Source organism: Cupriavidus sp. 01L43, assembly GCF_056399925.1.
Window position 1 is genome coordinate 17,616 of record NZ_JBFTSH010000001.1, and the last position, 24,937, is coordinate 42,552.

General features: G+C 69.1%; 25 protein-coding genes, 1 other RNA gene and 1 riboswitch. Of the genes, 15 read left to right on the forward strand and 11 right to left on the reverse strand.

Annotation, left to right across the window (positions count from 1 at the left end; translation table 11 throughout):
* The first annotated feature begins 324 nt into the window (after window positions 1–324).
* From AC1DP9_RS00090 to AC1DP9_RS00110, 5 genes are all read left to right on the forward strand, one after another.
* Window positions 325–1,050, forward strand: coding sequence for a GntR family transcriptional regulator (locus AC1DP9_RS00090; protein WP_477106277.1), 726 nt, complete (start codon window positions 325–327; stop codon window positions 1,048–1,050).
* Window positions 1,047–2,498, forward strand: coding sequence for a malonyl-CoA decarboxylase domain-containing protein (locus AC1DP9_RS00095; RefSeq protein WP_477106278.1), 1,452 nt, complete (start codon window positions 1,047–1,049; stop codon window positions 2,496–2,498). Before AC1DP9_RS00090 ends, AC1DP9_RS00095 begins: the two co-directional genes overlap by 4 nt.
* A gap of 96 nt (window positions 2,499–2,594) precedes the next feature.
* Window positions 2,595–3,605, forward strand: coding sequence for a Bug family tripartite tricarboxylate transporter substrate binding protein (locus tag AC1DP9_RS00100; RefSeq protein WP_454757312.1), 1,011 nt, complete (start codon window positions 2,595–2,597; stop codon window positions 3,603–3,605).
* Entirely contained in the window at window positions 3,605–4,387 is a 783-nt protein-coding gene (locus AC1DP9_RS00105; RefSeq protein ID WP_092290750.1) for an enoyl-CoA hydratase/isomerase family protein, read from the forward strand. Before AC1DP9_RS00100 ends, AC1DP9_RS00105 begins: the two co-directional genes overlap by 1 nt.
* Window positions 4,388–4,477: 90 nt before the next feature.
* A complete protein-coding gene (locus tag AC1DP9_RS00110; RefSeq protein WP_477106279.1) occupies window positions 4,478–6,031 on the forward strand; it encodes a malonate--CoA ligase in 1,554 nt (517 codons plus the stop codon).
* A gap of 54 nt (window positions 6,032–6,085) precedes the next feature.
* Here AC1DP9_RS00110 and AC1DP9_RS00115 read toward each other — a convergent pair whose 3' ends face one another.
* The 6 genes from AC1DP9_RS00115 to AC1DP9_RS00140 all read right to left on the reverse strand — a co-directional run bounded on the left by AC1DP9_RS00115 (window position 6,086) and on the right by AC1DP9_RS00140 (window position 9,485).
* Complete coding sequence (locus AC1DP9_RS00115) at window positions 6,086–6,778, reverse strand: SIMPL domain-containing protein (RefSeq protein ID WP_477106280.1); 693 nt, start codon at window positions 6,776–6,778, stop codon at window positions 6,086–6,088.
* Between the two features lie 119 nt (window positions 6,779–6,897).
* Window positions 6,898–7,710 (reverse strand): sulfite exporter TauE/SafE family protein, encoded by an 813-nt coding sequence (locus AC1DP9_RS00120; protein WP_477106281.1) that lies wholly within the window; start codon window positions 7,708–7,710, stop codon window positions 6,898–6,900.
* A gap of 10 nt (window positions 7,711–7,720) precedes the next feature.
* The gene (locus AC1DP9_RS00125; protein ID WP_092290742.1) at window positions 7,721–8,161 is read right to left on the reverse strand and encodes an EVE domain-containing protein; all 441 of its coding nucleotides are present in this window, start codon (window positions 8,159–8,161) and stop codon (window positions 7,721–7,723) included.
* A gap of 112 nt (window positions 8,162–8,273) precedes the next feature.
* A non-coding RNA gene (ssrS, locus tag AC1DP9_RS00130) (6S RNA) lies at window positions 8,274–8,490 on the reverse strand.
* A gap of 324 nt (window positions 8,491–8,814) precedes the next feature.
* Window positions 8,815–9,153 carry a cell division protein ZapA gene (locus AC1DP9_RS00135; RefSeq protein WP_092290740.1) on the reverse strand — a complete coding sequence of 113 codons (339 nt, stop codon included), beginning with the start codon at window positions 9,151–9,153 and terminating at the stop codon, window positions 8,815–8,817.
* Window positions 9,150–9,485: a hypothetical protein gene (locus AC1DP9_RS00140; RefSeq protein WP_092290738.1), complete on the reverse strand. Its 336-nt coding sequence runs from the start codon at window positions 9,483–9,485 to the stop codon at window positions 9,150–9,152. The genes AC1DP9_RS00135 and AC1DP9_RS00140 overlap by 4 nt, the downstream gene beginning before the upstream one ends.
* A gap of 201 nt (window positions 9,486–9,686) precedes the next feature.
* Window positions 9,687–9,950, forward strand: a riboswitch (cobalamin riboswitch).
* 74 nt (window positions 9,951–10,024) lie between these two features.
* On the opposite strand from AC1DP9_RS00140, the gene AC1DP9_RS00145 reads away from it, so the two are divergent.
* Genes AC1DP9_RS00145 through cobC form a run of 7 tightly spaced genes read left to right on the forward strand, consistent with a single transcriptional unit; the run spans window position 10,025 to window position 16,960 of the window.
* The gene (locus AC1DP9_RS00145) at window positions 10,025–11,983 is read left to right on the forward strand and encodes a TonB-dependent receptor plug domain-containing protein (protein WP_477106282.1); all 1,959 of its coding nucleotides are present in this window, start codon (window positions 10,025–10,027) and stop codon (window positions 11,981–11,983) included.
* 36 nt (window positions 11,984–12,019) lie between these two features.
* On the forward strand, window positions 12,020–13,027 hold the full coding sequence (locus AC1DP9_RS00150; protein WP_477106283.1) for a FecCD family ABC transporter permease: 1,008 nt from the start codon (window positions 12,020–12,022) through the stop codon (window positions 13,025–13,027).
* Window positions 13,024–13,839 carry an ABC transporter ATP-binding protein gene (locus tag AC1DP9_RS00155; protein ID WP_477106284.1) on the forward strand — a complete coding sequence of 272 codons (816 nt, stop codon included), beginning with the start codon at window positions 13,024–13,026 and terminating at the stop codon, window positions 13,837–13,839. The genes AC1DP9_RS00150 and AC1DP9_RS00155 overlap by 4 nt, the downstream gene beginning before the upstream one ends.
* Window positions 13,840–14,499 (forward strand): cob(I)yrinic acid a,c-diamide adenosyltransferase, encoded by a 660-nt coding sequence (gene cobO / locus AC1DP9_RS00160; RefSeq protein WP_477106285.1) that lies wholly within the window; start codon window positions 13,840–13,842, stop codon window positions 14,497–14,499.
* Between the two features lie 43 nt (window positions 14,500–14,542).
* Entirely contained in the window at window positions 14,543–15,583 is a 1,041-nt protein-coding gene (cobT, locus tag AC1DP9_RS00165; protein ID WP_477106570.1) for a nicotinate-nucleotide--dimethylbenzimidazole phosphoribosyltransferase, read from the forward strand.
* Window positions 15,584–15,602: 19 nt separating this feature from the next.
* A complete protein-coding gene (locus AC1DP9_RS00170) occupies window positions 15,603–16,379 on the forward strand; it encodes an adenosylcobinamide-GDP ribazoletransferase (protein WP_477106286.1) in 777 nt (258 codons plus the stop codon).
* On the forward strand, window positions 16,364–16,960 hold the full coding sequence (cobC, locus tag AC1DP9_RS00175) for an alpha-ribazole phosphatase family protein (protein ID WP_477106287.1): 597 nt from the start codon (window positions 16,364–16,366) through the stop codon (window positions 16,958–16,960). Before AC1DP9_RS00170 ends, cobC begins: the two co-directional genes overlap by 16 nt.
* Before the next feature lie 32 nt (window positions 16,961–16,992).
* Here the strand turns inward: cobC and AC1DP9_RS00180 are convergent, their stop codons facing one another.
* From AC1DP9_RS00180 to cobU, 4 genes are read right to left on the reverse strand one after another with little or no spacing between them, the layout of a single operon-like run.
* Window positions 16,993–17,892 carry a cobalamin-binding protein gene (locus AC1DP9_RS00180; RefSeq protein ID WP_477106288.1) on the reverse strand — a complete coding sequence of 300 codons (900 nt, stop codon included), beginning with the start codon at window positions 17,890–17,892 and terminating at the stop codon, window positions 16,993–16,995.
* Window position 17,893: 1 nt separating this feature from the next.
* Window positions 17,894–18,922, reverse strand: coding sequence for a threonine-phosphate decarboxylase CobD (cobD, locus tag AC1DP9_RS00185; protein WP_092290721.1), 1,029 nt, complete (start codon window positions 18,920–18,922; stop codon window positions 17,894–17,896).
* Complete coding sequence (gene cbiB / locus AC1DP9_RS00190; RefSeq protein WP_477106289.1) at window positions 18,919–19,881, reverse strand: adenosylcobinamide-phosphate synthase CbiB; 963 nt, start codon at window positions 19,879–19,881, stop codon at window positions 18,919–18,921. The genes cobD and cbiB overlap by 4 nt, the downstream gene beginning before the upstream one ends.
* A gap of 10 nt (window positions 19,882–19,891) precedes the next feature.
* Window positions 19,892–20,608, reverse strand: coding sequence for a bifunctional adenosylcobinamide kinase/adenosylcobinamide-phosphate guanylyltransferase (gene cobU, locus AC1DP9_RS00195; RefSeq protein ID WP_092290717.1), 717 nt, complete (start codon window positions 20,606–20,608; stop codon window positions 19,892–19,894).
* A 169-nt stretch (window positions 20,609–20,777) separates the two neighbouring features.
* Here cobU and AC1DP9_RS00200 point away from each other — a divergent pair, with 169 nt between their 5' ends.
* Complete coding sequence (locus tag AC1DP9_RS00200) at window positions 20,778–22,250, forward strand: cobyric acid synthase (protein ID WP_477106571.1); 1,473 nt, start codon at window positions 20,778–20,780, stop codon at window positions 22,248–22,250.
* A gap of 61 nt (window positions 22,251–22,311) precedes the next feature.
* Window positions 22,312–22,977, forward strand: coding sequence for a nucleotide-binding protein (locus AC1DP9_RS00205; protein WP_441590713.1), 666 nt, complete (start codon window positions 22,312–22,314; stop codon window positions 22,975–22,977).
* On the opposite strand, the gene AC1DP9_RS00210 is transcribed toward AC1DP9_RS00205, so the two are convergent.
* On the reverse strand, window positions 22,966–23,526 hold the full coding sequence (locus tag AC1DP9_RS00210) for a GNAT family N-acetyltransferase (protein WP_441590711.1): 561 nt from the start codon (window positions 23,524–23,526) through the stop codon (window positions 22,966–22,968). The two genes, AC1DP9_RS00205 and AC1DP9_RS00210, sit on opposite strands and share 12 nt — an antisense overlap.
* Before the next feature lie 205 nt (window positions 23,527–23,731).
* Between AC1DP9_RS00210 and AC1DP9_RS00215 the strand changes: the two genes are divergently transcribed.
* Window positions 23,732–24,928, forward strand: coding sequence for a PepSY-associated TM helix domain-containing protein (locus AC1DP9_RS00215; protein ID WP_477106290.1), 1,197 nt, complete (start codon window positions 23,732–23,734; stop codon window positions 24,926–24,928).
* Window positions 24,929–24,937 lie beyond the last annotated feature (9 nt).

Below are 24,937 nucleotides of genomic sequence, written 5' to 3' on the forward strand. Positions count from 1 at the left end.
GCGGGCCAGCGCCAGGTAATCACTCTGGTCCACGCACGTCGGCAACGAACGCCGGCAAGCGATGAGATGTCCGACGGCGGTTCTTTCAGGCGCGGACGATTTCCCCGGCAGGGAGGCCTGGGGAAGTCGTCCGCTGCACCTATTTGTACTCCCCGAATGTCTCCGAAACGGCTGGCGAGGTTTGCGCGCCACGCCTTTTGTCGCTTTCCGCATTGCAGCATCGAAACCGCTTGCCACGCTGCCGGCGCTCCCCATAATTATGAATTATTGCGGCGCATACGCCGCGTGGGCAGTCTTCCCCGGCATCCCGGGACCGGAGGCATCGTGCGAATCATCCGGCAGGCGCTGTACCTCGAAGTGGCAGACCGTTTGCGGGCGATGATCGACGATCACACGCTGATGCCCGGCGCATGGATCGACGAAGTGGCGCTGGCCGCCTCGCTCGGCACCTCGCGCACGCCGTTGCGTGAGGCGCTCAAGGTGCTCGCGGCCGAAGGGCTGGTGCGGCTGGAGCCCCGGCGCGGCTGCTTCGTCAACGCGCTGACCGAGCAGGATCTCGATGAGATCTTCCCGCTGATGGCGCTGCTCGAAGGCCGCTGCGCCTACGAGGCCGCGCGCAACGTCACGCAGGCCGATCTCGACGCGCTGGAGGGCCTGCACGCCGACCTCGCGCGCTACGCCCAGGCAGGCGACATCGACGCCTATTACGAAACCAACTACCAGATCCACGAGGCGCTCCAGCGCCTGGCCGGCAACCGCTGGCTGTCCGGCGTGGTCAGCGACCTGCGCAAGGTGCTGCGCCTGTCGCGCCACAAGAGCCTGAAGCTGCCGGGCCGGATTCACGAATCGTGCGCCGAGCACATGTCGGTGTTTTCCGCGCTCAAGGCGCACGACCCGGAAGGGGCCGAGGCGCTGATGAAGACCCACGTGCTGCGCCAGCGCGGCGCGCTGCGGGCGCTGGATCGTGCCGATCCGGCCCCGGAGCCTGCCGCGTCCGCAGCCGCCGCCTCACCCGTTCTCCGCAACGTTCTCGCCGCAGGAGTCTCATGAGCGCCCTCGATCCCGCCGAACAGAAAGTCAGCGCCCCGCTGGAAGCCACGGAACCGGTCGGCGATACCTTGTTGTCGCGCTTCGGCCGCTGGTGGAGCCGCAAGGGCGAAGGGGAAACCGCCCCGGCCAAGCGTGCCAAGGCGGAGGAGGCTGACGCCCCGGCGCTGTCCACGCGCGCGATGAAGCGCCAGCGCGAGCAGCTTCGCCCCTGTTTCGATGCCCGGCTGACCGATGGCGCCGCCAACGCCGCCGCACAGGCCTGGCAGGCCGAGTACGAGGCCGCGCCGGAGCCGGTGCGCCAGGCGATGCTGACGGTGCTGGCCGAAGTGGCGGCGGGTGCCGATGGTGCTGGCGCGAAGTCGGGCAGCGCGCAATCGGCCTCCCAATCTGGCGCGGCGTCCGGCCTGTCGCAGGCGCTGTCCAACGCACGCATCCGCTTCTTCAAGCGGCTGGCCGCGCACCATGGCAAGAGCGACAACAGCGCGTGCGGCCTGCACTTCCTGATCCAGCTGCGCGCGGACATGCTCCGCTGGCACAAGCGCGTGCCGGGCCTGCGCGTGCTCGACGAAGATCTGGAAGCGCTGTTTTCGAACTGGTTCGATGTCGGCCTGCTCGAGTTGCAGCCCATCACCTGGGACTCGCCCGCCTCGCTGCTGGAAAAGCTGATCCGCTATGAGGCCGTGCACGAAATCGCCTCCTGGACCGATCTGCGCAACCGGCTCGACTCGGACCGCCGCTGTTACGCGTTCTTCCACCCGCGCATGCCGCGCGAGCCGCTGATCTTCGTCGAGGTGGCCTTCGTGCCCGAGATGGCGGCCAACGTGCAGGCGCTGCTCGACGAAGCCGCGCCGCTGGAAGACCTGCGCCGGGTCAAGTGGGCTATCTTCTATTCGATCTCCAACACGCAGGCCGGGCTGCGCGGCGTGAGCTTCGGCAATTTCCTCTTGAAGCGTGTCATCGAGGAATTGCAGCGCGAGTTCCCCAAGCTGAAACAGTTTGCCACGCTGTCTCCGCTGCCCGGGTTTGCCGACTGGCTGCGCAAGCAGCACGGCGACGCCATCGTGACGATCCTGGGCGAGAAGCGCCTGGCGCGCTGGACCGAGCGCCAGGGCACGGCGCCCACGGATGGCGCCGGCTGGCTGGCCGCGCTGCCCGCCGACGCGCCGGACCCCGTGGTGCGCGATACCGCGCTGACGCTGGCCGCCCACTACCTCGTGCGCGAGGGCGCGCCGGGGCAGCCGGCGGACCCCGTGGCGCGCTTCCACCTGGGCAATGGCGCCTGCGTGGAGCGGCTGAACTGGGCTGCCGACCTGTCGCGAAAAGGCCGCGCCCAGTCGTGCGGCATGATGGTGAATTATCTTTACGTGCCGGAGGCGCTGGATGACAATCTGGCACGCCTTGGCGATGGCAATCCCCGCATGAGCCGTGCGGTGGGCAAGCTGCTGTGACCCCTGGGTCGGGCACGGATGGCGCCAGGCATTTTTGTCGGGTGAATGTAGTACTTCGATTGACTTTCCGCAGCAAGTAGAGAGAGGAGACAGTACATGAATCGTCGTCAGTTCCATCTGACCGCGTGCGCGCGTGCGTTCGCGGTCGTGGCGGGTGTAGCCGCCGCGTCGGCAGGGTCGATGTATGCGCCGGCCGCGCTGGCCGATACGTGGCCGAGCAAGCCGGTCACCGTGATCGTGCCGTTCCCCGCCGGCGGCGGCACCGACGCCTTCGCGCGTCCGCTGACCGCCCAGTTGTCCAAGCAGCTCGGCAAGCAGTTCGTGATCGATAACCGCGGTGGCGCGGGCGGCACCGTGGGCGCCAGCATCGCCGCCAAGGCCGCGCCGGACGGCTACACCATCTTCATCGGCGGGGCGCACCACGCCATCGCCCCGTCGTTCTACAAGAAGCTCGATTACGACATCGAGAAGGACTTCATCCCCGTCACCGTGATTGCCCAGCCGCCGCAGGTGGTGGTGGTGAATCCGACCAAGGTGCAGGCCAACACGCTCAAGGAGCTGATTGCCTACGCCAAGGCCAATCCGGGCAAGCTGAACTATGGTTCGGCCGGCAATGGCTCGTCGCACCATCTGGCGGGCGAGCTGTTCAAGCTGCAGACGCAGACCTTCATCACGCACATCCCCTACAAGGGCGCCGGCCCGGCGCTGTCGGATTTGATCGCCGGCCAGGTGGACATGCTGTTCGACGGCCTGGGCTCGTCGGCGCAACACATCCGCGCGGGCCGCATCAAGGCGCTGGCGGTGGCGGCGAACAAGCGCTCGCCGGCCTTCCCGAACGTGCCGACGGCGGCCGAGGCGGGCGTGCCGAACTACGAGGTGTCGACGTGGTACGCGCTCTGGGCGCCGAAGGGCACGCCGAAGGAAGTGATCGACCGGCTCTACACCGAGACGACCAAGGCGCTGAACTCGCCGGAAATGAAGCAGATCTGGCTCCAGAACGGCTCGGAAACGCCGGCGTTCACGCCTGACCAGTTCGCCACGTTCCAGCATGCCGAAATCAAGCGCTGGGCCGAGGTGGTGCAGCGCTCCGGCGCCAAGATCGACTGATGGGCGGCACCGTCACGTTCGCGCGGGACGGCGCCGTGGCCACGGTCACGCTGTCGCATCCGGGCAAGCTCAACGCGATCTCGACCAGCATGTGGCAGGCGCTGACCACGGGCTTCGCGGAGCTGGCGGCGGATACGTCGCTGCGCTGCGTGGTGGTGCGGGGCGCCGAAGGCAATTTTGCCGCCGGCGCCGACATCGCCGAGTTTCCGGTCGTGCGGGGCGACGAGGCGTCGGTGCGCCGCTACCACACGGAGATCCTCGCGCCGGCGCTGGCGGCCATCGCCACGTGCCCGCATCCGACGCTGGCGATGATCGAGGGTGTCTGCGTGGGCGGCGGGCTGGAAATTGCCTGCCACTGCGACCTGCGCATCGCCGCGGCGGGCAGCCGCTTCGGCGTGCCAATCAACCGGCTGGGATTCCCGATGGCGCCCGGCGAGTTGGGCGGGCTCCTCGCGCTGGCCGGGCGCGCCGTCACGCTGGAAATCCTGCTGGAAGGCCGTGTGTTCGATGCGGCCGAGGCGGAGCGTAAGGGCTTGCTCACACGCGTGGTGGCCGAGTCCGCGCTCCACGACGAGGTAGCCGCCACCGTGCAGCGCCTCTGCGCCGGCGCGCCGCTGGCCGCCCGGATCAACAAGGCGACGATCCGTCGCCTGTCGCCCGATCCCGCGCCGCTCACGGCGGCCGAGATCGACGCGCATTTCGCCTACGCCGGCAGCCGCGATCACGCCGAGGGCGTGGCCGCCTTCCTGGCGCACCGGCGGCCCGAGTTCACCGGGGAGTAAGATGGCGGCCGGCCGGCACGTCCGCGTGCCGGTTTCGCCACCGTAATCCCGTCTTATTCGCCGGCATCCTATTTCCTTCGATTCCGTACCATGAACGCCAATCTGTTCGCCCTGTTCGAATCCCGCTTTCCCGTCGACCGCAGCGCGTGCTGCATCGAGACCCATGACGGGCTGTACTACAGCTGGGATGACCTGGACCGTGCCACCGCCAAGATCGCCAACCTGCTCGCCGGGCTGAAGCTGCCGGCCGGCGCGCGCGTGGCGGTGCAGGTGGAGAAATCGCCCGAGGCGCTGTTCCTGTACCTGGCCACGCTGCGCGCGGGCTATGTGTACCTGCCGCTGAACACCGCGTACCAGGAATCGGAAATCGACTATTTCGTGGGCAACGCCGAGCCCGCCGTGGTGGTCTGCGGCAGCAAGAACTTCGGTTGGGTGTCGAAGGTGGCGTTCCGCCACAACACCGCGCACGTGTTCACGCTGGACGACGACCGCAGCGGCTCGCTGCTGGCCCGCGCGGCCGCCCAGCCGGACACCTTCGAGACCGTGACGAAGGGCGACGATGACCTCGCGGCCATCCTCTATACCTCCGGCACCACGGGCCGCAGCAAGGGCGCGATGCTGACGCACCGCAACCTGGCTTCCAACGCCCAGACGCTGCACGAATACTGGGGCTGGCGCAGCGACGACGTGCTGCTGCACATGCTGCCGATCTTCCACGTGCACGGGCTGTTCGTAGCTTCCCACGGCGCGCTGCTGGCCGGCGCCAAGATGATCTGGGCGCCCAAGCTCGACATGGCGCAGATCCTTGCCTTCCTGCCGCGCGCGACGGTGATGATGGGCGTGCCGACCTACTACGTGCGCATGCTGCAGGAGCCGCGCTTCAACCGCGAGGTGTGCGGCAACATGCGGCTGTTCGTGTCTGGCTCGGCGCCACTGCTGCTGGAGACGTTCGACGGTTTCCGCGAGCGCACCGGCCACACCATCCTGGAGCGCTACGGCATGAGCGAGACCGTGATGCTGGTCTCGAACCCGTACGATCCCAAGCTCGGCGAGCGCATCGGCGGCACGGTGGGCATGCCGCTGCCGGGCGTGTCGGTGCGCGTGATGGATGGCGAGGGCAACCCCTGCGCGCCGGCCGCGATCGGCAATGTGGAGGTCAAGGGGCCGAACGTGTTCAAGGGCTACTGGCGCATGCCGGAGAAGACCGCCGAGGAATTTACCGCTGACGGCTGGTTCAAGACCGGCGACGTGGGCCGCTTCGGCGGTGCCATCGTCAGCCAGGCCGGCGAGCGCAAGGTGCCAGACGACTACCTGACGATCGTGGGCCGCAGCAAGGACCTGATCATCTCGGGCGGCTACAACGTCTATCCGAAGGAAATCGAGAGCTTTATCGACGAACTGCCGGGCGTGGTGGAATCGGCCGTGATCGGCGTGCCGCATGCCGATTTCGGCGAGGCCGTGGTGGCCGTGGTGGTGCGCAAGCCGGGGGCGGAGATCGACGAGGCGGGGATGATCGGCACGCTGCGTGGCCGTATCGCCAACTTCAAGGTGCCCAAGCGCGTGCACGTGGTGGACGAGCTGCCGCGTAACACGATGGGCAAGGTGCAGAAGAACGTGCTGCGGGAGCAGTTCGCCGCGCTGTGATGGATTTCCCCCTCGCCCTGTAGAACTGGGGGAGGGGGAAGCCGAACTACCTGTTTACTTCACCATCTGGACCGACCCATTGACCGACACGGTCACATGGGCTTTGCCGCCTTCCATGGGGATCGGCGCGCCGGCGTCTGCGGACATCGCCTTGGCGGCATACATGCGCGGCGTCGGCGGCACCACGCCGCCGCTGTCGTTCATCGACACTTCACGAATCGTATAATTGCTATAGCCGAACAGCTTGGTGCTGGTCTGGGCCTTGTCGCGGAACGCTGACACGGCCTGCTCGGCCAGCTTCGCCTCGGTGGCCTGGCGTGCCTCGCGCGAGAGCGAGAAGGCGACGTTCTGCACCTGCATCTGGTTGGCCAGTTCGCCGGCCAGCTTCGACACCGCCGCGAAATCCTTCGACTTCAGGATCACTTCTGAGCGCCCGCGCCACGTGCTGATGCGGCCGTTGCGGTCCGTGCTCGGATGGATGGTGAAGCCGCCCGACTGCGCTTCCACGCCCGAGGTGCGCTTGGCCTGCGCCAGCACGGCCTGCGTGCGGGCCGACAGCGCGGACGAGATCGCCGACGGCTCGGCGCCTTCCTGTTCCGCGGCCAGCGTCAGTTGCACCACGTCCGTGGGTACTTCGGTGACCGCCTCGGCGGACAGCGACAGTACGCCGGCGGGCGGCGGCAGGGTCTGGGCCGATGCCACGGCAGCGGTGGTACACAGCAAAGTGGCCGCAAGCAGTTGTTTCATTGTTGTTCTCCCGATCAAAGTGGTGGCTTTCAGACGCCTTTCCGCGCACTTCGTTCCGTGCGCGGCTGCAATGACTGTATCCGGGTGTTTCGCCGTGTAATACGGAGGGAGCGGCGCGCTCAGAACGTCCGCCACGCCTTCCAGAGCATGTACGAGGCGAGGCAGGCCAACAGCACGGCGAACACGCGCCGCAGCGCGTTGACGTCCATGTTGTGCGCCGCCCGCGCGCCCAGCGGCGCGGTGAGCACGCTGGCGATGGCGATGATGCCCAGCGCGGGCAGGTACACATAGCCGAGCGAGCCGGCCGGCAGGCCGCCCACGTCCCAGCCGCCCCAGACGTAGCCGACCACGCTGGCGAGCGCAATCGGGAAGCCGAGCGCGGCCGACGTGGCCACGGCGTTGTGGATCGGCACGTTGCACCAGGTCATGAACGGCACGGAGATGAAGCCGCCGCCGGCGCCCACCAGGCTCGAGATCAGGCCGATGACCGACCCCACGCCGACCATGCCCGGTGTGCCCGGTAGCCGGCGCGCGGCCGGTGGCCGGCGGCTGCGCAGCATCTGGAGCGCCGAGAAGCCGACGAAGACCGCGAACAGCAGCGACAGCCAGCCGGTCTTGAGCACGCTGAAGATCTTGCCGCCGCCGATCAGGCCACCCACCAGGATGCCCGGCGCCAGCGCCAGCACAATGCCCCAGCGCACCGCGCCGCGCTTGTGGTGGGCGCGCACGGAGGAGAGCGAGGTGAACAGGATGGTCGCCATCGACGTGGCGATGGCCATGTGGACGATGTGGCTGTCGGAGACCTGCATGGCTGTATAAAACAGCGTCAGGAAGGGCACCATCAGCATGCCGCCGCCCACGCCGAGCAGCCCGGCGCAGAAGCCGGTGAAGGCGCYGAGGATCAGCAGCCCCGGAATCAGGACAGGACTCATGGTCGCCCCGTCACTTCATCAGCCGTTCGGTGATATAGCGCCATTCGGCCGGCGTGACCGGCGTGATGGAGAGGCGGTTGCCGCGCCGGAGCACGACCATGTCCGCCAGCGCCTCGTGCTCGCGCAGCGCGGGCAGCGGGACCAGCGCGCTCTTGCGCACGAAACGCACGTCCACGAGCGACCAGCGCGGCTCATCGGGCTTCGAGGCCTTGTCGTAGTAATCGCTCTTGGGATCGAACTGCGTGGGATCGGGGTAGGGCTGGGAGCAGACCTCGGCCAGTCCGGCGATGCCGGGCTCGGGGCAGGAGGAGTGGTAGAACAGCACACCATCGCCGATGCGCATCTGGTCGCGCATGAAGTTGCGCGCCTGGTAGTTGCGCACGCCCGTCCACGGCAGCGTGCCGCGCCTGGCAAGATCGTCGATGCTGGCTTCGTCCGGCTCGGACTTCATCAGCCAGTACTGGGGGGCGCGTTGGCCCGATTTGGCGGCGGGTGGCGTCACGATACCAGTATCCGTCGATCAAAGAAAAAAGGCGGTGGTTCTGAAAACCACCGCCTTCTGAGGGGTCCCCGCCTCGGCCGCTGGGTCGGCATCCTGAACCCAAGTGAGGTTCAGAGTGGCTGCGGAAGTCGCATTTTGGGTACATCACCCACTCAGGGAGTCCAGGCAGAACCAAGACTATGAATGCGGTGACGCGCTCGCCCACACGACATAATCCCGCACCATGCAATGCATATCGGTTCAAGGAGTTATGACCCTCACGAACCAGGCAGGGAAACTGTCAAACGTCTGACTTTATATTCACCTTACGCTGCGAGCAGCTGGGGTGATGTCAGACGTTTGCCGTTTCGAAACAGGATGGGATGAAAACGGCGGTCGGGCGCGATAACCTGACCTGTATGCTGCACCGGTAAGGCGTTTGTGCAGTCTGGCTACACTATACACCGCGTCGTCTGGCATACCAAGTTCGGCATGTTGCATCGTTACATTTTCAACACCGGACATCGGCCAAATCCGACATTGCGCCATCGGCTTCACATGCCTGTCATGTGCGGCCGATGCGGTGTGATTTCAAGTCCGGCCAGATCCGTCCGATGTCGATGTCAGCCCGGCGCGCGCGGGTCGGTGCCCACGTGCGCGTACTGCCGCAGTGCCTCGTCGGCGCGCTCGTTCAGCTCGCGGATGCGGGCGCGCACGGCGTCCACGGGAATCTGCCCGTCCTCCTCCTGCTTGCGGCGCATGGCCAGCAGGTCCGAGGCGATGCTGATGGCCGCCATCACGGCCACGCGCTCCACGCCCTTGGCGGAGACGTTGCCCTTGAGCTTGTTCATCTGGTTGTCCACCAGCGCCACCGCCTCCAGCAGCGCGGCTTCGTTGTCCGGCGCGATGGCGAAGCGGTAGGGCTGCCCCGCGATGTTCACTTCGACTTGCTTATTGCTCATGCGTGTTCTCCGGGGGCGGGGTGCGCGCCGCTGGCATCGGGGTCCGAGCCGGTGGCCGGGGCGCCTTCGCCCAGCAGGTCGAGCTGGCGCGCATCGCTGGCCGTGGGCAGCTTGTCCAGAATCGACTGGATGCGCAGCTGGGCTTCCTCGATCTTGATATTGAGCAGTTCGCGGTCGGCCGCCATGGATTCGCGGTCCGTGCGCAACTGGCTCGCCTCGGCCCGCAGGCGGTCGATCTCCGCGCGCAGCCGCTGGTTTTCCGCCGCCAGGGTGTCTGCGTGATGCAGCACGCGCCCGATCTTGGCGGCCAGTTGTTCGAGTTCGTTGAGCATAGTGCCTGTCTGTCCGATGGAATGTGGGTCAGGTTTCGGGATTCTAGCCGATGCCGGATCGGCCACGTCGTCAACGAGACGTTTCTGACTGTAGCGTCGCCAGGAAGTTGCATCGATCGTCACGCAACGTGCGGGTAACCGGCCCCGGAGTGGACGGTTCCGCACCACGTCCGCCAGATTGACGGCCCCGGTGAAACTGCCTACACTCGCGCACGTTCCAGGTGCTCGCGACCCTGCCCACAGGGCCGCAGTTCAACGGGAAACAGGGAGTCCGGGGCGCGCCGCGCGCTGGGCCAACCTGTGCTGCCCCCGCAACGGTAAGCGACCGCGCACGCGCCATGCGCCGCGCAAGGGCCTGCCAGCATGCCACTGATCCACCCCGCCATTTGACGGGGATCCAGCGATCGGGAAGGCGGCCGGCCTGATGTCGTCAGCCCGGATACCGGCCTGAACGCGGGCGCACTGCTCCACAGCGGCGCGCCACTTCGCCACAAGGCCCGCGGGGACGGGCCCGGCCGTACTTCCATCCATCCAGCAACATGCGTTCCTCGCTCCACAGGCAGACCGCCGCGACCCAGCCGCCGGTCCGCCCGCGCGTGCCCGCCATCCTGGCGGCCATCGCCGCCTTCGTGCCCGCCCTTGTACCCGCTTTCTACCCCGCCATGGTCCACGCGCAAGCCGCGCCGGATGCCAGCGGCGCCGCCCCCGGCCAGACGCTCGCGCCGGTGGTCGTCACCGCCTCGCGCACCGCGCAGGCCGTGACCGAGGCGCTGCCGCACACCACGGTGGTCACTCAGGAAGACATCGTCAACACCCAGGCGCCGGACCTGCGCTCGCTGCTGCGCGGCCAGGCGGGCGTGGAGTTCGCCACCACGGGCGGCATGGGCGCCAACACCACGCTGTTCATGCGCGGCGCCAATTCCAACCAGGTGCTGATCCTGGTGGATGGCGTGCGCATTGCCGGCGCCAGCGGCGGCACCGCGCAGCTCGCCAATATCCTGCCGGACCAGATCGACCATATCGAAGTGGTGCGCGGCAACGTCTCGGCGCTGTACGGCTCCGACGCCATCGGCGGCGTGGTGCAGATCTTCACCAAGAGCGGCGCCGGCCAGGCCCCGGCGGCCAACGCTTCGGTGGAGTACGGCAGCAACAATACGCGCCAGGGCACCGTCGGCTATGGCGGGCAGGTGGGCGATACCTCGTTCAACGTTACCGGCTCGATGTTCAAGACCGACGGCTATTCGTCGATCGACGCCGCGAAATGGAATCGCGACAACCCCACGCGCGCCCGGCAGGGCATCGGCCCGAACCCGGCCGACAACCCGTACGAGAACAAGAGCGTCTCCGGCCAGGTGAAGCACAAGTTCAGCCAGGACTGGGACGCCGGCGTGGCCGCGTACTACTCCAACAGCCAGTTGTCGTACGACAGCACCAGCGGCAAGCCGACCGACGACCTGCGTATGGATAGCGAGCTGTACACGCTGTCCGCCTTCGTCAACGGCAAGCTGCTGCCCGACTGGCGCACCCATTTCAAGGTCGCCCAGAGCGAGGACCGCGCCGAAACCACCAAGAACGGCCTGTTCGACAGCCTGTTCAGCACGCGCTCGCGCCAGTTCAACTGGCAGAACGAGTACGCGCTGACGCCTGACCACACGCTGCTGTTCGGGACCGACTACCTCCAGCAGGAACTGTCGTCCAGCGCCTACAACGCGCCCATCCGCAATGTGTTCTCGGTCTACGGCGGCTACGAAGGCAAGATCGGGCGCCACCAGCTGCAGCTGAACGCGCGCAACGACCATTATTCGGACTTCGGCAACCAGGGCAGTTTCTTCGCCGGCTATGGCTTCCACCTGACCCAGGCGGTCAAGCTGATCGCCAACGTCAGCAACGCCTTCCGCGCGCCGACCTTCAACGAACTCTATTACCCGAACTTCGGCCAGCCGAACCTCCAGCCCGAGCGCGCGAAGTCGGCCGAGCTGGGCGTGCAGGTGGAGACTGCCGCCACCGGGTTGCTGCGCGTGACCGCGTTCGAGACCCGCTACAACGACCTGATCGTCTCCACGCAGCAGGCCAACGGGCTGTTCCTGGCGCAGAACGTCAACAAGGCCAAGGTGCAGGGGGTGGAGGCGTCCTGGCGCGCCAACCTGCTCGGCACCGATGTCGGCGCCAGCGTGACCTTCCAGAATCCGGTCGATGAAACCAACGGCACCCAGTTGCTGCGCCGCGCGCGCCGCCATGCGTCGTTCGATGTGGGCCGGAATATCGGCGATTTCCGAGTCGGGGGCGAGTGGCTGGTGTCGTCGTCGCGGATGGACAACGGCTCGCGCCGGCTGGGCGGATACGGTATCTTGAACCTCACCGCCCGCTACAACATCGACAAGCAATGGTACGTCGCCGCCCGCGTGGAAAACCTGTTCGACAAGAACTACCAGCTCGCCTATCCGTACGCCACGCAGGGCCGGGCGGGGTTCGTCACGCTGGGATGGCGCCAGAAATGAGGCCCGGCAAGGCGCCGCGCCCGGGCGGGGTCCGCCATGGCTGAGGCGCGCCGCGCGCTGGCCGTCTGGCTGCTCCTCGCCCTGGCGGGGCTGGCCGTGTTCGGCCTGTCGCTCGCGCTGGGCAGCGTATCGCTCGATGCCTCGCAGCTCTGGCAGGCCCTGACCGCCACCGATGCCGGCATGGCCGGCGCGATTGTCAGGGAATTGCGACTCCCCCGTGCCGTCGCCGCCTTCGCGTGCGGCGGCCTGCTGGCGCTCTCTGGCGCGCTGATGCAGGTGCTGCTGCGCAACCCGCTGGCCGAGCCCTATGTATTAGGCGTCTCGGGCGGCGCCGCCACCGGCGCGTTACTGGCGATGCTGCTGATGCTGCCGCTGTGGACCGTGCAGGCCGGCGCCGCCGGCGGGGCGTTGCTGTCGATGGTGCTGGTGGCTTCGCTGGCGCGCCGGGACCTGCTGCACCCGCGCGTGCAGGGCGGCCACCACGAGGCGGGCGCCCGCCTGCTGCTGACCGGCGTGATCCTGGCCGCCGGCTGGGGCGCGCTGATCACGCTGATCCTGGCCATCGCGCCGGAATCGCGGCTGCGCGGCATGCTGTTCTGGCTGACGGGCGACCTCGGCGGCACCGCCAGCTACGGCGCCGCGCTGGCCACGCTGGCCGTGGCGCTGGCGCTGGCCATGCCGATGGCCCGCTCGCTCAACGTGATGCTGCTCGGCGAGACCGTGGCGCAATCGCTGGGCGTGCAGGTGGGCCGGGTGCGGCTGGCCACCTTCCTGATCGCCTCGTTCGCCATCGCGGCGGCGATCACCACGGCGGGGTCGATCGGCTTCGTCGGCCTGGTCGTGCCGCATATGGTGCGGCTGGCCTGGGGCAACGACCAGCGGCTGCTGCTGCCGGCCTCGGTACTGCTTGGCGGCACGCTGCTGATGGCGGCGGATCTGATCGCCCGCACCGTGATCGCCCCGACCCAACTGCCGGTGGGCGTGATTACCGCGCTGCTCGGCGTGCCGACCTTCCTTTATCTGTTGCTGCGGAGGCCGCGATGAACCATTGGTCTACGCCGCTCGCGCCTTGTCCCAGCCTGCACCTGCGCGATGTCGCCCTGCGCACCGGGTCGCGCGTGCTGGTGGAGCATCTGTCGATGGCCATCGCGCCGGGCGAGTTCTGGTGCGTGGTCGGCCCCAATGGCGTGGGCAAGTCCACGCTGATGGGCGTGCTGGCCGGCCTGCGCGCGCCCGAGGGCGGCGAGGTGCGCATCGACGACACCCCGGTCACCCGCGCCGTGCCAGCCGCGCTCGCCCGCCAGCGCGCCTACCTGCCGCAGGCCGTGCACGACACCTTCTCGATGGCCGTGCAGGACGCCGTGCGCGTGGGACGTCATCCGCACATGAGCGGCTGGGGCTGGGGCCAGGGCGACGATGACCGCGTGGTGCGCGACGTCATGACCGAACTCGACCTCGACGCCCTGACCACGCGCGATGTCCTCACGCTCTCCGGCGGCGAGCGCCAGCGCGTGTCGCTGGCCGCCGCCATGGCCCAGCAGGCGCCGCTACTGCTGCTGGACGAGCCGGTGGCCCACCTCGACCTGCGCCACCAGATCCTCGTGCTGGAACTGCTGCGCCGCCTGACCACGGCAGGCCGCCACGCGGCCGTCGTGATCCTGCACGATCTCAACCTGGCGCGCCGCTACGCCACGCATGCGCTGCTGATGTCCGAAGACGGTCAGGCGCTGCACGGCCCCGCGCCGGAAGTCCTCACCCCCGCGCAGTGCTCCCGGGCGCTGCGCACCCCCATCGTCAGCGTCAGCGACGGCCTCCATACGGCGCTGATTCCCGATGGGATGACTGGAAATTCGTAAATGAGCGATATCGATAACAACACGCCGGACACCCCGGAAACGCCCGACACCCCAGACGATGCCGGCCGCGACGCCCGCCACAAGGCCCGCATGGCGCGCAAGAAGGAAGTGGTGGACGCCAAGATCTCCGCCGCGCAGACCGAGCGCGGCGTGATCGTGATCACCACCGGCAACGGCAAGGGCAAGTCCAGTTCGGGTTTCGGCATGGTCGTGCGCGCGATGGGCCACGGCATGCGCACGGGCGTGGTGCAGTTCATCAAGGGCGCCATCCCGAGCGGCGAGGAGATGTTCCTCCAGCGTTTTCCGGAAGCCTGCGCGTTCCACGTGATGGGCGAGGGCTACACCTGGGAGACCCAGGACCGCGCGCGCGACGTGGCCAAGGCCGAGGCCGCCTGGGAAATCGCCCGGCGCATGCTGCAGGATCCTGCCATCGGGCTGGTCCTGTTCGATGAACTGAATATCGCGCTGAAGCTGCACTACCTCGACGTGGAGCAGGTCATTGCCGACCTGCGCGCCCGTCCGCCGATGCAGCACGTGGTCATTACCGGCCGCGGCGCGCCGCCGGCGCTGGTCGAGGCCGCCGACACCGTGACCGAGATGACCCCGGTCAAGCACGCGTTCCAGCAGGGCATCAAGGCCCAGCGCGGCGTGGAAATGTAAAGACACTGCGGAAATGACGATGTCCACCTTCACCGACACCCCCCTGCAACTTCCCCCGATCGCCCCGCTCGACGATTCCCTGCGCGCCGCGCTCCAGGCCGCCATCGACGACAAGACCAAGCCGCCCGGCTCGCTGGGCCGGCTGGAGTCGCTGGCGATGCAGATCGGCCTGATCCGGGGCGAGACCCAGCCGGTGCTGACCCGCCCGACCATCATCGTGTTTGCCGGCGATCATGGCGTGGCCGATGCCGGCGTGAGCGCTTTCCCGCCCGAAGTCACGGCCCAGATGGTGCTGAACTTCCTCGGCGGCGGCGCGGCGATCAATGTCTTCACGCGCCAGCACGGCATGGTGCTGGAAGTGGTCGATGCCGGCGTGCGCGCGCCGCTGCCGGCCGCGCCGGGTCTGGTCAACTGCCGCGTGGCGGACGGCACGCGCAATTTCGTCGAGGAAGCCGCGATGACGCCGGCGCAGGCTGGCGCGGCCATCCAGGCCGGCATGGCGCGCGTGCTGCGCCATGCGGAGCAGGGCACCAACGTGATCGGCTTCGGCGAGATGGGCATCGCCAACACCTCCGCCGCCGCCTGCCTGATGAGCCGGCTGACCGGCCTGCCGCTGGCCGACTGCGCCGGGCGCGGCACCGGGCTGGACGACGCCGGCGTGGCCCGCAAGCGCGAGATCCTCGAGCGCGCGCTGGCCCGCCACGCCGAGGTCACCGCGCCGCTGGACGTGCTGGCCACCTTCGGCGGCTTCGAGATCGCGGCGATGACCGGCGCCTACCTGGCCGCCGCCGCCTGCCGCATGGTGATTCTGGTCGATGGCTTCATCGCCTCCGCCGCGCTGCTCGTGGCGGCGCGGATCGACCCGGCCGTGCTCCAGTACTGCGTGTTCTCGCATTGTTCCGATGAGCGCGGCCACAAGGCCCTGCTGGCCGAGTTCGGCGCCGAACCGCTGCTGGCCCTGAACCTGCGCCTGGGCGAAGGCACCGGCGCAGCGCTGGCGTGGCCGCTGGTGGCGTCGGCGGCGGCGTTCCTTAAGGAAATGGCGACGTTCAGCGGTGCCGGCGTGAGCGCCGGCACGGCCTGATCCGTCCCAGGACCCGACCATGGCCGACGAACTGCGCTTCTTCCTGACCGCCCTCGGCTACTTCACGCGCGTGCCGTTGCCGCAGCGGCTGGCCGGCTGGGTCGGTTTCCAGCCGCACTTCCTCAACGCGGCGGCGCGCTACTTTCCGCTGGTGGGTCTGCTGGTGGGCGTGGCCGGGGCGCTGGTCACCTGGGGCGCGCTGGCGTTGTGGAGCGCGCCCGTGGCGGTGGCGCTGGGCATGATCGCCACGCTGCTGCTGACTGGCGCGTTCCATGAGGATGGTCTGGCCGATTGCGTGGATGCCTTCGGCGGCGGCTATCGGCGCGAGGACGTGCTGGCCATCATGCACGACTCGCGCGTGGGCGCCTTCGGGGCCATCGCCATCGTCATGGCGCTGCTGCTCAAGTGGCAATTGCTGCTGGCCACGGGCGAGGCGGGCGGGCTGGCCGTGCTGCTGGCGGTGCTGGTGGCCGGCCATGGCGCGAGCCGGGCGATGGCCATCTCCTTCCTCGCCACGCACGACTATGTGCGCGCGGAGGGCAAGGCCAAGCCGGTGGCGCAGCGGCTGGCCGGGGCCGGGTTGCTGTTCGCGCTGGTCTGCGGCGTGGCGCCGCTGGCGCTGCTCGGGCCGACATTCGCGGGCGTGGCCATCGTCGTGCTGGTTGTCGTGCGCGCCGCGCTGGGCGCGTACTTCGTGCGCCGGCTGGGCGGCTATACCGGCGATTGCCTCGGCATGGCGCAGCAATGCGGCGAACTGTCGATCTACCTCGTGGCGGCCGCATGGACGTGGTCCTGATCCGCCACGCCCGGCCAGAGGTGGCGCCGGGCATCTGCTACGGCGCGCTGGACCTCGCGTTGGCGCTGCCCGTCTCGCCGCCCGCCGAGCGGATCGTCGCCACGCTGGACGGTCTGCGGCCGGACCGCATCCTGACGAGCCCGGCGGCCCGCGCGCGCGACACGGCGTCGGCCTTGTCCCACGGCATCGACACCCGCATCCATCCGGAACTCGAACCGCGCCTGCGGGAGCTGGACTTCGGCCAGTGGGAAGGGCGGGAGTGGGCGACCATCGACCGCGCCGATCTCGATCACTGGGCGGCCAACCTGATGGCGGCGCGTCCGCACGGCGGCGAGAGCGCCGCGCAGGTCATGGCGCGCGTGGTGGACTGGGCCGGATCGCTGCCGGCCGATGCGGGCGGCTGCCTGTGGGTGGTGACCCACGCCGGCCCTATCCGCATGCTGGCTGCGCACTGGCTGGGCCTGCCGCTGGCGCGCACGCTGTCGTGGGAGTTGGGCTTTGGGGCCACGTGCCGCTTCCATCTGGATAGTGCGGATGGCATGGGCGCCCGGCTCGGCTGGTGGAACCGGCTGTCGAACTAGATCGAATTCGGTCGAACGAGTACGAATCTGAGTCAGGACGGCCGGCGCGAGCGCGCGATATCGAGATCCTTGCAGATCTCGGCCGCGCCCTGCACCACGCGCGGGCCGGCGCGGTTGACCAGGTCACCGTCGATGATGAACAGGTTGTTGCGCGCCACCGCCGTCACCGACTTCCATTTTTCCCACATCGAGAAATCCGCCAGCGGCTTGTCCGGCCGCGTGGCGCCGATGCCCGCCGTCATCATCGCCTCGGGGTTGCCGGCCACCACCGCTTCCACGGACACGGTCGGCACCAGCGGCGGCTCGTTCCCGAACAGGTTGCGCCCGCCGCACAGCGCCAGCATGTCGCTGACCATGTGCTGGCCGTTCAGCGTCATCAGCGGCTGCTGCCAGACCTGATAGAAGACCGTCACCGGCGGCCGGTTGGCGTAGGTCTTGCGCAGCGTCTCCACCTGCTGGCGGAAGTCCGCGGCGGCGCGCGTGGCCACCGGGCCGGTATCCATCAGCTTGCCGAGCTTCTCCAGGTTTTCCGGGATCGATTCGAGCTTGCGCGGCTCGCTGTAGAACAGCGGCAGCCCGAGCGCGCGCAGGCGGTCGGTCTGCTTCTGCGCGTTGCCGTGGCGCCAGACCACGATCAGGTCCGGCTTCAGCGCGGCAATCCGTTCGAGGTCCAGCGCCTTGTTGTCGCCCACGCGCGGCAGGTCGCGCGCCTGCGGCGGGTAGTCGCTGTAGGAGACCGTGCCGACGATGCGGTCGCCGCCGCCAGCGGCGTAGAGCAGCTCCGTCACATGCGGCGCCAGCGAGACGATGCGGCGCGCGGGCTGGGCCAGCGTCACGGTGTTGCCGGCATCGTCGATGACCGAAACGGCCGCGTGGGCGGCGGAGGTCAGGAGCGCGCAAAGCAGGGCCAGCGCGGCGGTGGACTTCGTCATGTCAGGGTGCGAGAGAGGAGGTGGCATCGGCCAGCGCGCGGTCAAGCCGGCGCCAGCAGGGTTCGTCATCGGGTGGCAGGCCCAGGCGCAGGCTGGCGGGGCAGCCGCCGGCCGCATCGAACAGCCGGGTCCACACGCCTTGCTGCGCCAGCGCCGCGTGCAGGGCCGGCGCGCGGGCATCGGGGATCCAGCTGAACAGCGGCTGCGACACCGGGGCCAGCCCGTGCTCGCGCAGCAGCATGGCCAGCCGCTGGCCAGCGGCGGCGAGCCTGACGCGCGCGGCGTGCTGCCAATCGGCATCGGTGAGGGCATGCTGGGCGACGGCGCGCGCCGGGCCGGAGACGGTCCAGTGGCCGAGCTGATCGCCAAGTGCCGCGAGCAGGTCCGGCGCCGCGAACACGAAGCCGCAGCGCACGCCCGCCAGCCCGTAGAACTTGCCGAGCGAGCGCAGCACGACGAGGCCCGGCGCGGCGGCGTCCGCCACCAGCGACGGCGCGGCCAGCGCATCCATGAAGGCCTCGTCCACGACCAGCGTGCCGTGCCGGGCCGCCACTTGCCGATGCCAGTGGCGCAGCGTCTGCGCCGGCAGCAGCCGTGCGGTGGGGTTGTTCGGATTCACGACCACCAGATGGTCGAGGTCATCGGCCAGATCGACCCGGGCGAAATCGGCTTCATCGAGCGGCACGACCGTGTGCCCGGCCAGCGCGAACGCCGGGGCGTACTCGCTGTACCCGAGCGCGGCAATGCCCACCCGCCCGGGCCGCAGCAGGCGCGGTAGCGTGCGGATGGCCGCCTGCGAGCCGGCGACCGGCAACGCGTGCGCACCGCCGTAGGCGCGCGCGGCGATGTCCGCCAGGGCGTCGTCGTCCTGCGGCAGCCGTTGCCAGACCTCGGCGGGCAGCGGCGGCACCGGGTAGCCATCGGGATTGATGCCCGTGGACAGGTCGAGCCATTCGGCCACGGGCCGGCCATAACGGCGCGCGGCGGCGAGCAGGTTGCCGCCATGGCGGATCGGGGCGATGGCGGTCACTGGGCGAATCCCACTACCAGCGGCACGCTCAGCATCGCCAGCCCGAGCCAGAGCCACAGCGTGCGTTGCACCAGCCGCAGGCAGGCATCGACATGGGCCGCGCCGGGCCGCTCGCCCACGCCGAGGGGCGGGCGCTCCTCCCACTCGCCGTGATAGCGCGCGCCGCCACCGAGCGCCACGCCCACCGCGCCGGCGCCGGCCGCCATCACCGGACCCGCGTTGGGGCTGGACCACGCGGGCGCCTGCGTGCGCCAGCATCGCAGCGCCTGCCCGGTAGCGCCGAGCAGCGCATAGGTCAGCGCGGTCAGCCGGGCGGGGATCAGGTTGAGGCCATCGTCGATCCGCGCGGCGGCCCAGCCGAAATGCAGCAGGCGCGGCGTGCGATAGCCCCACATCGCGTCGAGCGTATTGGCGAGCCGGAACACGATCACCGCCGGGGCGCCGCCGATAAAGAACCAGAACAGCGCGCCGAAGATCGCATCATTGCCGTTTTCCAGCGCCGATTCGCAGGCGGCGCGGGCCAGCGCCTCGGCGTCGGCATTGGTGGTGTCGCGGGAGACGATGCGCGCGGTCAGCCGGCGGGCATCGGCCAGGTCATGGCGCGCCAGCGCGGCGGCAATCGGCGCGATGTGCTGCGTCAGACTGCACGCGCCCAGCGCCGCGTAGAGCGCCACCGCGTGCAGCGCCCAGGCCAGCGCCGGGTGCGCCTGCTGCGCAAGCGCGACCAGCCCCCAGGCCAGTGCGGCTGGCACGAGCACCATCGTCGCCCAGGCCAGCAGCCCGGTGGTGCGTTGGCGTAGCGGCGAGCGTGTGGGGCGATTAAGACGCGCTTCCAGCGCGGCGGCCAGACGGCCGAAGCCGACCAGCGGATGCCAGCGGCGCGGCTCGCCCAGCCAGCGGTCCAGCAGCACGCCGGCGAGCGCGGCGGCCACGCAGGCCGCCCAGGACATCATCAACATGGTGGGAAGATCACGCGGGGTCGGCGCCCTTGACCGCAACCGGAATGCCGGCCACGAGCAGGCGCACGCGGTCTGCGGCGGCGGCCAGCTTCTGGTTCAGGCGGCCCAGTTCGTCCACGTAGAAACGGGTGATGGCGCCCGTGGGCACCACGCCGAAGCCGATCTCGTTGGAGACCAGGATCACGTGGCCCGGCAGCATCGGCAGCGCGGTGAGCAGCGCGTCGATTTCCTCGGTGAAGGCGGGCGGCGGGGTAATCACGCCGTACTCGGGGTAGGCGCGGTTCTCGTCGAAGATCAGGTTGTTGAGCCAGAGCGTGACGCAATCGACGAGGATGCAGCCGTCATGGCGCGCGTGCGCGTAAAGGGCATCGGCTAGGTGTACCGGCTCTTCCACCAGCGCCCAGTCGGCCGGGCGGCGGGCGCGGTGCAGCGCGATGCGCAGCTCCATTTCCTCGTCGGCCGGCTCGGCGTCATGGCGCGCGGTGGCGATGTAGGTCACCGGGCCGCACGTCAGCGTGGCGTGGTCCGTGGCGAGCTGTTCGGCGAAATGGCTCTTGCCCGAGCGCGCCCCGCCCAGCACCAGCGTGAGCATGCGCGGGACCGCCGTGCCGGCCTGCGGCTGCGGCGCGGTCTCCGTCTCGGGCGTGCTGGCAACGGCGGCGCCGGCCGACGCGGGGTCGGCGGGTCCGGTGATGCCGAGTGACTTGGCGATGGCCTTGGTTTCCATCCGGCGTATTGTAGCGGCGGCATGCGGTGCCCGCACGCATGGAACTTGCAGGGCCACCGTGCGTGGCGCACCGGCCGGGCAACGACGCTGCGATAATCGCGCCATGCAATCGAAAACTATTTCCAGCGGCGCGCCGCTGCCCGGCGGGCGTGCCCTGCGCGGCACCCTGATGGTCCAGGGCACCACCTCCGATGCAGGCAAGAGCACCATCGTCGCCGGCCTGTGCCGCGTGCTGGCGCGCGCCGGTGTGGCGGTGGTGCCGTTCAAGCCGCAGAACATGGCGCTGAACAGCGCGGTGACCGTCGATGGCGGCGAGATCGGCCGCGCGCAGGCGTTGCAGGCGCAGGCGGCGGGGCTCGCCCCCCATACGGACATGAACCCGGTGCTGCTCAAGCCGAGCAGCGACATCGGCGCGCAGGTCATCATCCACGGCCGCGCGCGCATGGACCTGGACGCCCGCGCTTATCACGCCTACAAGCCGCAGGCGATGGCCGCCGTGCTGGAGAGCCACGACCGCCTGAAACAGGCGTACGAAGTGGTGCTGGTGGAGGGCGCCGGCAGCCCCGCTGAAATCAACCTGCGCGACCGCGACATCGCCAACATGGGGTTTGCCGAGCGGGTGGACTGCCCGGTGGTGCTGGTGGCCGATATCGACCGGGGCGGCGTGTTTGCCCATCTGGTAGGTACCCTCGATTGCCTGTCCGAGACCGAGCGCGCGCGCGTGACCGGTTTCATCATCAACCGCTTCCGGGGGGATATCCGCCTGCTGGAGCCGGGGCTCGACTGGCTTACCGCGCGCACCGGCAAGCCGGTGTTCGGCGTGCTGCCTTACCTGCACGGGCTGCATCTCGATGCCGAGGACGCGATCATCGACGCCCAGCCCGCCCGGCAAGGCGATGACGTGCTGCGCGTGATCGTGCCGGTGCTGCCGCGTATCTCGAACCATACGGATTTCGATGCCCTGCGCGCCCATCCCGGCGTGGACCTGCGTTTCATCGGCCCGGGCATGCCGGTGCCGCCGGCGGACCTTGTGATCCTGCCCGGCAGCAAGAGCGTGCGCGCGGACCTGGCCTTCCTGCGCGCCAACGGCTGGGACCACGCGCTGGCGCGGCATCTGCGCTATGGCGGCAAGCTGATCGGCATCTGCGGCGGCATGCAGATGCTGGGCCGGCGGATTCATGACCCGGACGGCCGTGAAGGCCCGGCCGGCAGCAGCGATGGCCTCGGCTGGCTCGACTTCGACACCACGCTGGCCCCGGAAAAGCAGTTGCGGCTGGTCGGCGGCCGGCTGGCGGGCGATGACGCGGCGCCGGTACGCGGCTACGAGATCCACCTCGGCGTGACCGAGGGGCCGGCGCTGGATCGGCCCGCTTTGTGGCTGGAAGACAACATTTCGGGCGATGGGGCCGGGCGGCCCGATGGCGCCCGTTCGGACGACGATCAGGTGCTGGCGACCTACGTCCACGGCCTGTTCGACGACCCTGCCGCGTGCGGCGCGCTGTTGCGCTGGGCCGGTTTGCGGCACGCGCAGGGGGTGGACCTCGACGCGCTGCGGGAGGCATCGATCGACCGGCTGGCGGACACCATGGCCGCCCATCTCGACCTGGCTGCGTTGCTCGGACCGCTTTCAGGGCAGTCCTGACCGTTCAGTCCGGGGCGCCGAGCCGGTAGACTATCGCAGCCATCGGTTCCTGGAGCTTTTCATGCCGGTAGTCGTGATCGCGAATCCCAAGGGCGGCGTGGGCAAGACCACGCTGGCCACCAATCTGGCGGGCTATTTCGCCCGCCACGGCCATGCCGTGATGCTGGGCGACACGGATCGCCAGCAGTCCTCGCGCGCCTGGCTGGGGCTGCGTCCGGCCGCCGCGCCGCCCATCCGCACCTGGGAAATCAATGGTGACCACATCGCCCGGCCACCCAAGGGCACCACCCACGTGGTGCTGGACACCCCGGCCGGCCTGCACGGCTGGCGCTTCGGCGATGTCATGAAGCTGGCGCACCGCGTGGTGGTGCCGCTGCAGCCGTCGATGTTCGACATCCTCGCCACCCAGGACTTCCTCACCAAGCTGGCCGATGAAAAGCGCGTGCGCCACGGCGAGGTAGCCGTCGGCGTGATCGGCATGCGCGTGGACATGCGCACGCGCGCGGCCGAGCAATTGCAACGATTTGTCGAAGGTCTTGGCTTGCCGGTGCTCGGCTACCTGCGCGATACGCAGAACTACGTGCAACTGGCCGCGCACGGGCTGACGCTGTGGGACGTGGCGCCGTCACGCGTGGCGCGGGATTGGGAGCAGTGGCAGCCGATTTTGCACTGGCTCGATGGGGGTTCGGCGATGCAGCCGGCCGCGCCTTCCCCTTCAGCCGCCTGAACTCCCGGTCAGCCGCCGCAACAGCGCGTCCACATCGACCCACGTCACCCGGCGGATCGGCACCATCAGGTCGGTGCCGGGGAACGGGTCGTCGAAACTCGCCGATTCCTCGCCGCCCAGCGCCTGGTAGAACGCCCGCGCCTGGGCGTTGCCATCCAGCACATAGAGAAACAGGGGCTTGCCGGGCCATTCGTAGGCCACACGCGCGGCGCAGTGCGTCATCAGCCGCTTGCCGAGGCCGAAGCCCTGGTAATCGGCCATCACATGGAGGTTGTCGAGGTAGATACCGTAGCCCGGTTCGGCCAGCGGCATCAGGCAACTGAAGCCGGCCGGCTTGCCGTCCACGCGCAGGATGGTGACGATCAACGGCGCCTCGGCGTCCTCCAGCATGCGCGCGCGCCAGGTGGCGAGGCGCTCGGCCGGGGCGTGGTCTTCGAGGTATTCGGTGGGAATCAGGCCGCCATAGGCGCGGCGCCAGCTGTCGGTGTGCAGCGCGGCCAGCAGGTCCGCGTCAGCGGCAGTGGCGGGGGCGAGTTCGATATCGGACATGGCAGGGCAGGTGTGGGCGGCGCACGACGGCAACGCCCCCGCACGATCACCGATCTTAACGTGCCACTGTTAGAATCGCGAATTCTTCGCATTTGCATTTGCGGGCTGCCCCACAGATGCCGAGCGATCGCCTCCGGTGTGGTGGATCGGCACGTTACTTAGTGACTGATGCGGCACTCTACAATCCCAATCCGCCCCTGACACCATGGTCTCCGGCCGTCTTCGTACCGTCTTCCTCAAGCTCCATCTCTATATCGGCCTGACTTTCGGCCTCTTGTTCGTGCTGATGGGCCTGACCGGCACCATGATTGCGTGGCGCGAGGAACTGGACACCTGGCTCAACCCGGACCTGCTCGTGGCGTCCTCGTCCGCGCGGATTCCGGTGGGTGCGGCCACGGTGGAGACGGTGACCGCCAAGCTGATGGCCGACCCGCAGTACGGCAAGCCGAACCTGCTGATGCTGCCCACGCACGAGCACGGCGTGTTCACCGCCTATTACCCGCTCAAGGGGCCCGAGGCCGGGCTAGGGCGCTCCCGGCAGGTGATGATCGATCCGATCACGCTGACCGTGAAAGGCGAGCGGCTCTGGGGCATTCCGGGGCTGTCGCGCCAGCAACTGATGCCGACGCTGTTCCACCTGCATCGCTACCTGCTGAGCGGCGAGACCGGCAAGACCATCACCGGCGTGGGCGGCATGATGCTGCTGATCCTGGTGCTGGTGGGGATCGTGCTGTGGCTGCCGAAGCTGACGGCGCGCGGGCTGAAGCAGTCGGTGCGCATTGCGCACGGCGGCTCGTGGTCGCGCTTCACCTACACGCTGCACCGGGCGGGCGGCATCTTCGTGGCGCCGGTGCTGGCCACCATCGCGTTCTCGGGCTGGTACCTGAATTTGCCGAAGTGGGTCACGCCGATCATCAGTAGCGTGATGACGGTGAGCCCCAACGACAAGCCGCAGTCGGCCACGCCGCCGGCTGGCGTGCACGCGATCACCCCGGCCCAGGCCATGACGGCCGCCCAGCGCGAGTATCCGAACGCGCTGGTCACGCGCATCGGCCTGCCCCGCAAGCCGGGTGATTCCTATGAGATGCGCGTGCGCCAGCCCGGCGAAGTCCGTAACGACAGCGGCTCCACGCGCCTCTGGCTGGACGCTTACACGGGCCAGCGCCTCGGCGCCCGCGACCCGCTGGCCGCGGAAACGCCGTCCGGCGACACCCTCATCACCTGGCTGTACCCGCTGCACTCCGGCGAAGCCTTCGGCACCCCGGGCCGCGCCTTCATCACCGCCTTCGGCCTGATCCCCCTGATCTTCGCCATCACCGGCGTGCTGATCTGGTGGAAACGCCGCAGCGGCCACCGCCGCCATCTGGCGCGGGAACGGGAGAGGATGCTGCGGGCGGGGTGAACTGACGGC